The 12,191-nt window shown below is 67.6% G+C and carries 15 protein-coding genes and 1 riboswitch; of the genes, 14 read left to right on the plus strand and 1 reads right to left on the minus strand.

Annotated features, from left to right (window positions below):
• Nucleotides 1-214: 214 nt before the first annotated feature.
• From VO99_RS26235 to nusB, 14 genes are all read left to right on the plus strand, one after another.
• On the plus strand, nt 215-1,078 hold the full coding sequence (locus VO99_RS26235; protein ID WP_046115922.1) for a lytic transglycosylase domain-containing protein: 864 nt from the start codon (nt 215-217) through the stop codon (nt 1,076-1,078).
• Nucleotides 1,079-1,117: 39 nt separating this feature from the next.
• Nucleotides 1,118-1,228: riboswitch (ZMP/ZTP riboswitch) on the plus strand.
• A gap of 67 nt (nt 1,229-1,295) precedes the next feature.
• On the plus strand, nt 1,296-2,543 hold the full coding sequence (glyA, locus tag VO99_RS26240) for a serine hydroxymethyltransferase (protein ID WP_046115923.1): 1,248 nt from the start codon (nt 1,296-1,298) through the stop codon (nt 2,541-2,543).
• 19 nt (nt 2,544-2,562) lie between these two features.
• Entirely contained in the window at nt 2,563-3,006 is a 444-nt protein-coding gene (gene nrdR / locus VO99_RS26245; RefSeq protein WP_046115924.1) for a transcriptional regulator NrdR, read from the plus strand.
• A gap of 89 nt (nt 3,007-3,095) precedes the next feature.
• Nucleotides 3,096-3,641: a pilus assembly FimT family protein gene (locus VO99_RS26250; RefSeq protein WP_198157078.1), complete on the plus strand. Its 546-nt coding sequence runs from the start codon at nt 3,096-3,098 to the stop codon at nt 3,639-3,641.
• Between the two features lie 81 nt (nt 3,642-3,722).
• On the plus strand, nt 3,723-4,151 hold the full coding sequence (locus VO99_RS26255) for a type IV pilin protein (RefSeq protein ID WP_046115926.1): 429 nt from the start codon (nt 3,723-3,725) through the stop codon (nt 4,149-4,151).
• Nucleotides 4,136-4,732 (plus strand): GspH/FimT family pseudopilin, encoded by a 597-nt coding sequence (locus VO99_RS26260; RefSeq protein ID WP_052736644.1) that lies wholly within the window; start codon nt 4,136-4,138, stop codon nt 4,730-4,732. The genes VO99_RS26255 and VO99_RS26260 overlap by 16 nt, the downstream gene beginning before the upstream one ends.
• Nucleotides 4,720-5,373, plus strand: coding sequence for a PilW family protein (locus VO99_RS26265; protein WP_046115927.1), 654 nt, complete (start codon nt 4,720-4,722; stop codon nt 5,371-5,373). The genes VO99_RS26260 and VO99_RS26265 overlap by 13 nt, the downstream gene beginning before the upstream one ends.
• A complete protein-coding gene (locus tag VO99_RS26270) occupies nt 5,370-6,638 on the plus strand; it encodes a pilus assembly PilX family protein (RefSeq protein ID WP_198157079.1) in 1,269 nt (422 codons plus the stop codon). Before VO99_RS26265 ends, VO99_RS26270 begins: the two co-directional genes overlap by 4 nt.
• Before the next feature lie 12 nt (nt 6,639-6,650).
• Nucleotides 6,651-7,820, plus strand: coding sequence for a prepilin-type N-terminal cleavage/methylation domain-containing protein (locus tag VO99_RS26275; RefSeq protein WP_083440942.1), 1,170 nt, complete (start codon nt 6,651-6,653; stop codon nt 7,818-7,820).
• Nucleotides 7,821-7,860: 40 nt separating this feature from the next.
• Nucleotides 7,861-8,985, plus strand: coding sequence for a bifunctional diaminohydroxyphosphoribosylaminopyrimidine deaminase/5-amino-6-(5-phosphoribosylamino)uracil reductase RibD (gene ribD, locus VO99_RS26280; RefSeq protein ID WP_046115938.1), 1,125 nt, complete (start codon nt 7,861-7,863; stop codon nt 8,983-8,985).
• A gap of 40 nt (nt 8,986-9,025) precedes the next feature.
• Nucleotides 9,026-9,652: a riboflavin synthase gene (locus VO99_RS26285; RefSeq protein ID WP_046115930.1), complete on the plus strand. Its 627-nt coding sequence runs from the start codon at nt 9,026-9,028 to the stop codon at nt 9,650-9,652.
• Nucleotides 9,653-9,713: 61 nt separating this feature from the next.
• The gene (gene ribBA / locus VO99_RS26290; RefSeq protein WP_046115931.1) at nt 9,714-10,838 is read left to right on the plus strand and encodes a bifunctional 3,4-dihydroxy-2-butanone-4-phosphate synthase/GTP cyclohydrolase II; all 1,125 of its coding nucleotides are present in this window, start codon (nt 9,714-9,716) and stop codon (nt 10,836-10,838) included.
• Nucleotide 10,839: 1 nt separating this feature from the next.
• Nucleotides 10,840-11,304 carry a 6,7-dimethyl-8-ribityllumazine synthase gene (gene ribH, locus VO99_RS26295; RefSeq protein WP_046115932.1) on the plus strand — a complete coding sequence of 155 codons (465 nt, stop codon included), beginning with the start codon at nt 10,840-10,842 and terminating at the stop codon, nt 11,302-11,304.
• On the plus strand, nt 11,301-11,795 hold the full coding sequence (nusB, locus tag VO99_RS26300; RefSeq protein ID WP_046115933.1) for a transcription antitermination factor NusB: 495 nt from the start codon (nt 11,301-11,303) through the stop codon (nt 11,793-11,795). The genes ribH and nusB overlap by 4 nt, the downstream gene beginning before the upstream one ends.
• A gap of 12 nt (nt 11,796-11,807) precedes the next feature.
• On the opposite strand, the gene VO99_RS26305 is transcribed toward nusB, so the two are convergent.
• On the minus strand, nt 11,808-12,056 hold the full coding sequence (locus VO99_RS26305) for a hypothetical protein (protein WP_046115934.1): 249 nt from the start codon (nt 12,054-12,056) through the stop codon (nt 11,808-11,810).
• Between the last annotated feature and the right edge of the window lie 135 nt (nt 12,057-12,191).

Below are 12,191 nucleotides of genomic sequence, written 5' to 3' on the forward strand. Positions count from 1 at the left end.
TATTTGAACGACCGCAGAATTCGGCTTCCTGGTCTTAATCAGGGTTTACCCGTAGTCCCTGCCCGGAAGTTGGCAGGACTGGTCAATGACCACCCCGCGGGGTGGGAGCCGTCACGAGTCCGGACTCGAAAGCGCGGCAAGTTATCACGGTTGCCCCTGGCAGCCCGGACCGCTCCCAGCGGACCTGGCCGCCGGCAACCGACGAAGGGACACGATGAAATTGCTTCGCACTGTCCGCGCCATCAGGACCTCTCTCGGCGTGTTCATCCGCGATGTGGGCCATGGCCTGCTGGAAGTCAGCCACAACACGCTGGCGCTGGTGGGTCTGGCCGTGGTCGCGGCGCTGGTCTTCGCCGGCGGCCGCGCCGATCTGCGCCACCAGGTGGAACAGGCCGCCTTCGACTGGCTGCAGTCGCGCCACGAGGCGCGCGCCGAGTCCGACGGCAACATGCTGGTGTCCCTGAGCGAGCCGGACGCGGTCGCGCGCGCCACCGCCGCCGACCCCAAGGGCCTGACGCGCCAGCAGGCGGCCATCGCCAACTGGCTGTCGCGCCGCTATCGCGTGGCGCCGGAACCGGTCAGCCGCCTGGTGCAGGAAGCCTGGCATGTCGGCCAGCGCGCCGGGCTCGACCCCACGCTGATCCTGGCCATCGTCGCCATTGAATCCAGCTTCAACCCCTTTGCGCAAAGCGCTGTCGGCGCCCAGGGCCTGATGCAGGTGATGACCCGGGTGCATGACGACAAGTACCAGGCTTTCGGCGGCATCCATGCCGCGTTCGATCCGGTCACCAACCTGCGCGTGGGCGTGCAGGTGCTCAAGGAGTGCATCGCACGCGCCGGCGGCCTGGAAGCCGGCCTGCGCTACTACGTGGGCGCCGCCAACTTCGCCGACGACGGCGGCTACGCCGGCAAGGTGCTGGCCGAGCAGTCCAACCTGCAGCGCGTTGCCAGCGGCAAGGGCGTTCCGGTGAATGCGCCCATCACTCCTGCCGTGACCGCCACGCGCGAGCCTGCCAGTCCCGCTGCGCCGGTCGAGCCCAAGGCCGACCAGCCCGAGCAGGTGGCGCTGCTCGACTAGCCCCCGGCCGCCGGCCGGCCGCGTGCGAGGGGATACACTCTCGGTCCGCGCGACTGGCGATAGGGCCTTGCCACAGGCCCGAGGTGGATGACCACCGTGGAGCGCGGGCGGCTGCAAACGCCGTGTCCGCCGTTCGCCTGGGCAGCCCTGTAAAGCTGCGCCGTCACGATCGACGGCGGGCGGCGACCGGGGTCTTCAACTCTGAAGAAGGACTGCCATGTTCGACCGGAACCACTCCACCATCGCCCAGATCGATCCCGATCTCTGGACCGCCATCCAGGCGGAAAACCGCCGCCAGGAAGAGCACATCGAGCTCATCGCGTCGGAAAACTACACCAGCCCGGCCGTGATGGCCGCTCAGGGCTCGCAGCTCACCAACAAGTACGCCGAGGGCTACCCTGGCAAGCGCTACTACGGCGGCTGCGAGAACGTCGACGTGGTGGAGCAGCTGGCCATCGACCGGGTCAAGCAGCTCTTCGGCGCCGAACACGCGAACGTCCAGCCCAACTCGGGCTCGCAGGCCAACCAGGCCGTGTTCTTCGGGCTGTTGCAGCCCGGCGACACCATCATGGGCATGAGCCTGGCCGAAGGTGGCCACCTCACCCACGGCATGCCGCTGAACATGAGCGGCAAGTGGTTCAAGGTGGTGAGCTATGGCCTCGATGCGAACGAAGCCATCGACTATGACGCGATGGAGCGCCTGGCTCACGAGCACAAGCCCAAGCTGATCATCGCCGGCGCCTCTGCCTACGCCTTGCGCATCGACTTCGAACGCTTCGCCAAGGTGGCCAAGGCGGTTGGCGCCTACTTCATGGTGGACATGGCGCACTACGCCGGCCTGATCGCCGCCGGCGTCTATCCGAATCCGGTGCCTCATGCCGACGTGGTCACGTCCACCACGCACAAGAGCCTGCGCGGGCCCCGCGGCGGCATCATCCTGATGAAGGATGCCGTGGCCAAGCAGATCAACAGCGCCATCTTCCCCGGCATCCAGGGCGGCCCGCTGATGCACGTCATCGCCGGCAAGGCCGTCGCCTTCAAGGAAGCGCTGACGCCGGAGTTCAAGGCCTACCAGCAGCAGGTGGTCAAGAACGCCGCGGCGCTGGCGGAAACGCTGATCGAGCGCGGGCTGCGCATCGTCAGCGGCCGCACCGAGAGCCATGTGATGCTGGTCGACCTGCGCCCCAAGGGCCTGACCGGCAGGGAGGCGGAAGCCATCCTCGGCCGCGCCCACATGACCTGCAACAAGAACGGCATCCCCAACGATCCGCAAAAGCCGATGGTCACCAGCGGCATCCGCCTCGGCAGCCCGGCCTTCACCACCCGCGGCTTCCGGGAGGAGCAGGCCCGCCAGACCGGTCATCTCATCGCGGATGTGCTGGACCGTCCCAACGACGAAGCGGTGCTCCAGCAGGTGCGGGACAAGGTGGCGGTCCTGACGCGCGAGTTCCCGGTCTACCGCTGATCGCGCCGGCCGCCGCTGCATGCGCTGCCCGTTCTGCAGTCACCCCGAGACGCAGGTCGCCGAGACCCGCGACTCCGACGAAGGCGATGTGATTCGCCGGCGGCGGCGCTGCCTGGGCTGCGAGAAGCGATTCACCACTTACGAACGGCCCGAAATCGCCATGCCGTCGGTGGTGAAAAAGGGCGGCGCCCGCGTCGACTTTGAGAGCGCCAAATTGCGAGGCTCCATGCTGCTGGCCCTGCGCAAGCGCCCGGTGAGCATGGAGCAGTTGGACGCAGCGATCGAGCGCATCGAGGAAGTGCTGCGGACCAGCGGCGCCAAGGAACTGCCTTCCACGCGCCTGGGCGAATTGGTGATGCGCGAATTGAAGAAGATCGACAAGGTGGCCTACGTCCGATTTGCTTCGGTCTATCGAAGCTTTGAAGATGTCGACGAATTCCGCCAATTGATTCGCGATATTTGATCCCGAGACTGCGGGCCGGGCCCACCTAGGAGGGATGTCCTGCTCCGAGCGCCGTCCTAGATTTGCATCACCTCAACAAGGTGATGCACATGACGACGCAGCCCCAATTCCGCACATCCCGATTCGCTCGCGGCGCGACCGCAGTGGAGGCCGTATTGGTCGCCGCCCTGATGGCCGTTCTGATGGGTCTTGCGATGCCCGCTTTCCTGGCCAGCATCGAGCGACACCACGTGGAAGGCGTGACCGCGCAATTCAAGGCGGACGTGCGCTATGCGTACTCAGAGGCCATTGCACGGGGCGCTCCAGTTCATCTGACCTTCGCGCAGACACCGGCAGGCAGCTGCTACGTCATCGCCACGCCGCTGCCCTGCCCGTGTGACACCACCGGCCAGGCAGCCTGCCGCCACTCCTCAGAAACCTTGCGCACGGCACTGCTGCCCCGGTCTTCCGGCATCAAGCTCACGGCGAACATCGCCAAGATGACGTTCGATGGCCGACGCAACACCGTCACGCCGGCTGCGGCGATCGACATCACCTCGAACGGCCGTGCCTCGTTGCAGGCGATCGTGAACATCGTCGGCCGCACGCGTGTCTGCGACCCCGTGGGCACCAACGCGGGCCACGCCCCTTGCTGACGGACAAGCGGTGCCCGCCGGCCGACAGGCGGCACCGAGAACCGTGAAACTGTTCACGAATCTCAACATAATGGTGCGGTCATGCCACAGTCGCTTTCCCTTCCTCGGGGCTTCACGCTGGTGGAGCTGCTGGTCGTCATGGCCATCGTGGCGATCCTTGCCGCGATCGGGCTGCCGACGTTCACCGAATCGGTGCGCAAAGCCCGCCGCGCCGATGCGGTGATGCTGTTGACCGGTATCCAGCAATCGCAGGAACGGTTCCGGGCCAACAACGCGAGCTATGCCTCAACGCTCGAGCAACTGGCCGGCGCGCCGCGCCAGACCGACCATTACGTCGGCTCGATCAGCGCCTCCGGCGCCACCGGCTACACCCTCACTGCCACGGCACGCAGCACATCGCCCCAATCGTCCGACAGCGCGTGCCGTGTCATGTCGCTGCGCATGACGGCCGGTGGCAACGTCGTCTACCTGGATGCGGACCAGACCGGATCCCGATGCTGGGTGCGCTGAAGACCATGCACGCCGCCGCCGTCCACTCATCGGGTCGTTGCCTGCAGCGGGGACTCACGTTGGTGGAGCTGATCGTCACGCTGGTCATCGTGGGCGTGCTGCTGACGCTGGCGGTACCTTCCTTCAGCGAGGCTGTCGCACGAGAAAGGCTCAGGGGTGTCAACGCCCAGTTGGTGACCGACCTGAAGTTCGCCCGCTCGGAAGCCATCCAACGCGGTGAAGCGGTGCGCGTCGATTTCAGGAGCAATCCGTCGGCATCTTGTTATGCCATCTACGCCATCAATGCGGGAGGCACATGCGATTGCCTCCAGGGCACGGAGCAATGCGTAGCCGGCGAAAACGGCGTGCAAGTCGAATTGCTCAAGATCGTTGCATTGCCGCAAGGTCAAGGCGTCAGCCTGACGACGCAACCGAGCGCGATCATCATCAACCAGGAACGCGCCTTCCATACCGCCGAATTGGTGGTGACGTTGACGGGACAGCGCGGCACGCAACTGATGACGTCGCTCTCGACCCGGGGAAGCATCGTCACTTGCAGCCCGAACGCAACCATGCCCGGAGTGCCCGCATGCCCGCTGTGAAGCATCTGCCCATGCAACAGCGGCAGCGCGGTCTGTCGCTGGTGGAGTTGATGGTGGGCATCACCGTCGGACTCTTCATCGTGGCCGCCGCCGCGATGATGGCCAGCGGTCAACTCGGAGACAACCGTCGGCTGATGCTCGAACTGCAGGTGCAACAGGAACTGCGCTCGGCGGTCGACCTGATGAACCGGGACCTCCGGCGCGCCAGTGGCTGGGACCAGGCCGGCCTTGGCGTGTGGCGGCCCAACAACCTGAACGTTCTGCCCAACCCCACCGTGCCGGTGAGCACCTCTGCAGGCAATGCCATCCAGTACAGCTACATCGTGGCCGGCAATGCGACGCCATCGGGCTTTCGGCTCCGGGACAGCGCATTGCAGATGCTGGTGGGCGAAGTCTGGCAACCCATCACCGATGTGCAGACGGTCGTGGTCCAGGACTTCGCGCTGGATCTGCGCGAGCAGCAAGTGAGCTTGGCGGACTACTGCACCAACGGTTGCAGCTATGGATCTTGCCCGGAGCTCAAGGTGCGCACCTTGGACATTGCGCTCGTCGCCAGCTCGCCGCGGGACGCGACGATCCAGCGGACCTTGAGAAGCACGCTGCGGATGCCGAACGATCGCGTGGTGGGAGCATGTCCGTGAATCACCTGAAATCACCGGAAGGCAGAGGCAGGCAGCGCGGTGCAGCCACGCTGGTGATCGTGATGGTGCTGTTCTTCCTCGTGCTGCTGGTGGCCGCGTATTCGGCACGCACCCTGATCTTCGAGCAGCGGACTTCAGCCAACCAGTACCGTTCCGCACAGGCCTACGAGGCGGCGCAGGGCGGTCTAGAGTGGGCGCTGGCGATGTTGAACAGCAACCAGCGGATCGACGCCAACTGCCTCCCGACGCAGGACCCGACCTTCGACACTTTCCGCGAGCGCTACCTCGCCGTGGAGGTGGACAACGACCGCGTCCGGCCCGCGACCACCGGCGTTGGCCGTTTCGCCGGCTGTACCCGCGCGCAGGAAGGCTGGCGCTGCACTTGCCCGACCGCTGACGTGGCGTCGCTGACGCCGGAGCCGACCAGCACATCCGCCTTCATCGTCGCCATGCGACCCTGGCTCTCGTCCACGCCAGCGGAGCCGTTGCGCATTTCCTCGCGTGCATGCTCCAGCGGCAACGACCAGCGGTGTTATGCAGGCGGCACCAGCAACTCGGATGCGACGTCCCTCCAGTCCATGCAGGTCGCGCTGGTGCCCGTGGTGCGGCAGCCACCGATCGCGGCGATCACTGTTCTCGGCGAAGCCATCGCTCCTCCGGCAACCGTGCTGCTCGTCAACCGGGATGCGGGCAGCAGTGCCCTCGCCCTGCATGCGGGAGGCGGCATCGTGGGAACGCCCACGGTCGTCGGTCTCGGCGGTGCCCCGCCGGAGGACGCGGTGCGCGCGAATGACACCACGATGGGCGGGGCGCTCCGCTTCTTCAGTCGCTTCACCGGGGTGTCACAGACCACCTACCGCAAGATGCCTGGCGTCAGCAACTTCGATTGCCAAGGCCAGCCTTGTGACGGCGCGCTGCTGGCCGCGGCAGCGGCCGGCAGCCGGATGTTCTACGTGGTCGGCGATCTGACGCTGCCGGCCGGCACCACGCTCGGCACGCCGGACAAGCCAGTGTTCCTTGCGGTGCAGGGACGCCTGACGCTTGAAGGCCTCACCGAGATCAACGGGCTGGTCTATGCCCTGGGCCTGGCGTGGGTGAACGCCGCCACCGCCTCTTCGATCCGCGGCGGCGTACTCGTGCAAGACGATTGCTGCGCGGGCGTGACCGGCTCGGCGAGCATCGTCTACGACCGCGATGTGCTCACCCGGCTGCAATTGAGCGCCGGCGCCTATGCCCGGGTGCCCGGTAGTTGGCAGGATCGCTGAAAGGCGGCTTCGATGATGGCGACAAAAAGGCGCTCACACGCCCCCTCCCGCGACCGCCAGGCGGGCGTCACCCTGGTGGAAGCGCTGGTGGCGTTTTTCGTCATGGCACTGGGCATGCTGGCCGCGGTCGGTACGCAGATGTCATTGCGGTTGAGCAACGACGTGGCGAAGCAGCGCTCGGAAGCCGTGCGGCTTGCGCAGAACGACCTGGACGTCGCGCGCTCGTTCGTCACGATGGAATCGTCCGCAGGGCTGCGCAGTTACCAGGACATCGTGCCGACCGCCGAGTCAACGCCGCTCCCCTTCGCGGGCACCAATGCCAGCTACTTCTTCGATCGCACGGTACCGCTGAACACGCCGTTTCCGTTCCGCGCCATCACGGCGCAGGTCACCTGGGCGGACCGGCAAGGCACCACCCATCCCGTGCGGCTGGACACGATCGTTGCCGGCATCGATCCGGCGTTGTCAGGCTATCTGAGCCTCACGCCAGACGGTCAGCCGTCGGCCGTTCGCAGCCGAACGAACAGCCGGCTGCCGCCCTGGGTGCGCGATCTCCAGGACGGCCGCAGCGTGTTCAAGCCCCCCGGCTCCACCACCGTGGCTTGGATCTTCGACAACCGCAGCGGTGTCATCACGTCCCGGTGCGTGGTGCCCACGGACCGCACCACCGAGAGCCTGACGGCCGCGGACCTGGCGGCCTGCCCCATCGCGCCGATCGCCGGGCGGCTGGTGGCGGGCTATGTGTGGTTCTCGCTGGCATCCCCACCGAATGCTGACGTCCCGTCGAGCGAAGCCTTTCCGGTGCAGCCAAGCTTCACCTTCGCCAGCACCAACACGCCGACGGCCGAATGCTTCGACGACTCTGCAGCGGTGCGAAGTCCGTTGCGCATCGAGTACTACTGCGCTGTGTTTCCGTCGGTCGTGGGCGGCCCATGGTCGGGTTACCTGTCGATGGCGCCTGGCACCTACTGGCGTGGCGAGGCGGCAGCATTCCAGCTGTGCCGGTACAGCGCGGACCTCGACGGCTCGCAGTCGATCAGCAACCGCGAGCATCCGCTGGACTACGTCAACGTGACCGAGAACCTGCTCAATCAGAACTTCCTGGTCATTTTGCGCAGCCAGAGCTGCCCGGTCGGTCCAGGGGCGAACAGCACGGCCCAGCACGATCCACGTCCCAGCTGAGCAGTCCGCGCGAGTGGCGCCGCTGGTCGACAATCAGGGCATGCTTACTGCTGTCCCGCCCGCCACGCCCGAAGACGACCTGCAAGCCATGCGCCTCGCATTGGCCGTGGCGGAGCAGGCGGTCGGGCTGTCGGACCCCAACCCCCGTGTCGGTTGCGTGCTCAGGGGCGAAGGCTGGCAGGTGACGGGCTTCACCCAGGCGGCTGGATCGGCCCATGCGGAAGTGATGGCGCTGCGTGCCGCCCGCGAAGCCGGCCACGATCCCCGCGGCGCAACTGCCTATGTGAGCCTCGAGCCCTGCGCCCATCACGGCCGCACACCGCCTTGCTGCGACGCCCTGATCGATGCGGGCATCGCGAGGGTGGTAGTCGCCCTGGAAGACCCGTTTCCCCAGGTGAGTGGTGCCGGGCTGGAGCGGCTGCGCCGGGCGGGGGTGCAGGTGGAGGTCGGCCTGCTGGCTGCGCAGGCCCGCGAGATCAACATCGGATTCCTGTCCCGCGTGCGGCGGCAGCGGCCCTGGGTGCGGCTGAAGGTGGCGGCGTCGCTCGACGGCCGCACTGCCTTGAACAACGGCGCGAGCCAGTGGATCACGGGCCCGGAAGCGCGGGCCGACGGGCATGCATGGCGCCGGCGCGCGGGAGCGGTGCTCACCGGCATGGGCACCGTGAAGGACGACGACCCGCGATTGGACGTGCGGCTGGTGCCTACGGCCCGTCAGCCCTTGCGCGTGGTGATCGATTCACGGCTTGACATCGCCGCGAGCGCCCGCGTGCTGCAGCCGCCAGGCGCTGCGCTGGTGTACACCGCGGTGGCATCGCCGTCCGCATGGCCTGAGCTGCCGCATGTGGAGGTGGCCACGCTGCCTGCCACACCGGCCGGCAAGACGGACCTGTCGGCATTGCTGGCGGATCTGGCGCGCCGCGGCATCAACGAGCTGCATGTCGAAGCCGGCCATCGGCTCAATGGCTCCTTCCTGCGCGAGGGTTGGGTGGACGAGTTGCTGGTCTACCTGGCGCCCAGGATGCTGGGGGCCGGGCGCGACATGGCCGCCCTGGGGCCGCTGGAACGCCTGGCCGACGGCCTGGACTTCGAATTCATCGACTGCACCCGCGTAGGCGCCGACCTGCGGCTGCGGCTGCGGCCGCGCGGCCGCGACCACTTCTGACCACCGCACACGCGGCCCTTCCAACCAGAGAAACCGTCCCATGTTCACAGGCATCATCAGCGGCGTCGGCCGCATCACCCAGGTCCAGTCGCTTGGCGAGCAGGCCGGCCATGGCAAGCAGCTGTCCATCGCCGCGCCCGCCGGCTACCTGGACGACGTGCAGCCGGGCGACAGCATCGCGATCAATGGCGCGTGCATGACGGTGACTCAGTCCGATGCGGCTGCTGCCACCTTCACCATCGACATTTCCGCCGAAAGCCTGGACAAGACCGCCGGGCTGTCCCAGCCGGGCCGCGTCAACCTGGAGAAGGCCTTGCGTGTCCAAGACCGCCTGGGCGGCCATTTGGTGTCGGGGCACGTCGACGGCGTGGGCACGGTGACCCATTTCGCGCCGGTGGGGGAATCCTGGGAGTTGCGCATCCTGGCCCCGCAGGCGCTGGCCAAGTTCCTGGCCTACAAAGGGTCGATCACCGTCAATGGCGTGAGCCTGACGGTCAATCGCGTGGCCGACCGGCCGGACGGCTGCGAACTCAGCATCAACCTGATCCCGCACACCATCGAGAACACCGCGCTCGGCGAGCTGGCCGCGGGCAGCGGCGTGAACCTGGAAGTCGACCTGATCGCGCGCTACGTCGAGCGCATGCTGGGCCAGGCCGCGACCGCCTGAACCCCACCGGCCTTCGGCGGCAGTGGCCAGGGCGCGCAGGCGCCCCACCTACAATGCCCGGATGCCCATTTCTCCTGTTCCCGAGCTGGTCGCCGAGCTGGCCGCCGGCCGCATGGTCATCCTCGTCGACGAGGAAGACCGCGAAAACGAAGGCGATCTCGTGCTGGCCGCCGAGCATGCCACGCCGGAAGCGATCAACTTCATGGCGCGCTACGGGCGCGGCCTGATCTGCCTGACGCTGACCCGCGAGCGCTGCGAGCGCCTGCAGTTGCCGCCCATGGCCACGCGCAACGGGACCAAGCACGGCACCGCCTTCACCGTCTCCATCGAAGCCGCCGAAGGGGTGACCACCGGCATCTCGGCCGCCGACCGCGCGCGCACGGTGCAGGCCGCGGTGGCACGCAACGCGGTGCCGGCGGACCTGGTGCAGCCCGGGCACATCTTTCCGCTGCAGGCGCAGGATGGCGGCGTGCTGATGCGCGCCGGCCATACGGAAGCCGGCTGCGACCTGGCAGGCATGGCCGGGTTGATGCCCGCGGCGGTGATCTGCGAGATCATGAAGGACGACGGCACGATGGCGCGCCTGCCGGACCTGGAGATCTTCGCCCAGGAGCACGGCCTGAAGATCGGCACGATCGCGGACCTGATCCAGCACCGCAGCCATACCGAGTCCATCATCCAGCGCGTGGGCGCACGGGCGCTGAACACGGCCTACGGCAACTTCGAATGCACGGTGTTCCGCGACCGCACCGGCGGTGCCCACCTGGCGCTGAGCGTGGGACGCTGGCAGCCAGACGATGAAGTGATGGTGCGGGTGCATGAGCCCCTGTCGGTGCTCGACCTGCTGGACACCGCCAACACCCGTCATTCCTGGCCGCTGCCCAGTGCCCTGCGCGCCCTGCAGACGGCCGGACGCGGCGTGGCCGTGCTGCTGAACTGCGCCGACGAGGCCGAGGCCCTGCTCACCCGCGCCGTGGCGGCGGACGGCCTGGGCGCGCCGCGCCCCGCCAACGCGATGGACCTGCGCACCTACGGCATCGGCTCGCAGATCCTGCGTGACATGGGCGTGCGCCGCATGCGGCTGCTGGGCCGGCCGCGCCGCATGCCCAGCATGGTCGGCTTCGGCCTCGAGGTCACCGGATTCACCGAAGCACCTGCCGCCTCCACGCCCTCTTCCAAGGACTGACATGCAAGGCTCTGACAAAGGCGCCGTCGCCGGCCTGAACGGCGAGCATTTGCGCGTGGGCATCGTTCGCGCGCGCTTCAATGACGAGGTGACGGCCGGCCTGCATGCGGCCTGCGTGGCGGAACTGGCGACGCTGGGCGTGCGCGCGGATCGCATCCGCAGCGCCGAAGTACCCGGCGCGCTGGAAGTGCCGGTGGCGCTCCAGGCCATGGCGGCCTCGGGGGAGTTCGATGCGCTGGTGGCGCTGGGCTGCATCATCCGCGGCGAGACCTACCACTTCGAGCTGGTTGCCAACGAAAGCGGTGCCGGCGTGACGCGGGTGTCGCTGGACCACCGCCTGCCGGTGGCCAATGCCATCCTGACCGTCGAGAACCCGTTGCAGGCGCAGGCGCGCATCGAAGAGAAGGGCCGCGACGCGGCCCGCGTGGCCGTGGAAATGGCCTTGTTGCTGAAGGAACTGAAGTGAGCCCCGCTCCCAAGAGGCCGAACGGCCCGAAACGCCCGTCGGCCGCCAACGTGGCGCGCCGCAACGCGCGGCAAGTGGCGCTGCAAGGCCTGTACGAATGGCTGGTGTCGGGCACCGATGCCGGCGTGATCGATGCGCACATGCGCGAGCAGGAAGACTTCGGCAAGGCCGATGCGGCGCATTTCGATGCGTTGCTGCATGGCTGCATCCACGAGGCGGCCGACCTGGACGCGGTGCTGTCCAAGCATGTGGACCGGCAGACCTCGCAGCTGTCGCCGGTGGAACATGCGGTGCTGCTGATCGGCTCCTACGAGCTGAAGCACTGCATCGACGTGCCCTACAAGGTGGCGATCAACGAAGCCGTGGAACTGGCCAAGAGCTTCGGCGGCACCGATGGCCACAAGTACGTCAACGGCGTGCTGGACAAGGCGGCCGCCGAACTGCGGCCGGTGGAAGTGACGGCCGCGCGGGAGGCGCGGCGGACCGGCTGAACCCGGCCGGCTTCAGGCGCGGCCGAATTCGCCGGCGGTGAGGTCGCTCACCACGGCGGTGTACCAGGAGGCGCCGAGGTAGAAGCGCACCGCGCCGGTGGAGCGCCGGCGCACGAGCATCAGGCTGTCCTGCAGGCCCAGCGCGGCGCTCAGATCGGGCTCGGGGTCGTGCTCCAGTTCGAAGTCGCGGGCATCGAAGCCGTAGGCGGCCAGCGTCTCGCCCAGCAGGTGCGGCGCTGGCAGGTGGTGCGTCTGGGACATGGTCGGCTCCTTCGAAGGACAGGCACACGATGCTGCCCGCCCTGGTCGTCGCGCCGCATCCCTCTGAAGAGCGAGCAATCGCTGCACCTGCCAGCGCCGCTAGGTGTGAAGCTTCAATAGGTTGTATCCGGTGTT

This window comes from Aquincola tertiaricarbonis (assembly GCF_000969605.1).
GTDB classification, from domain to species: Bacteria; Pseudomonadota; Gammaproteobacteria; order Burkholderiales; family Burkholderiaceae_C; genus Aquincola; species Aquincola tertiaricarbonis.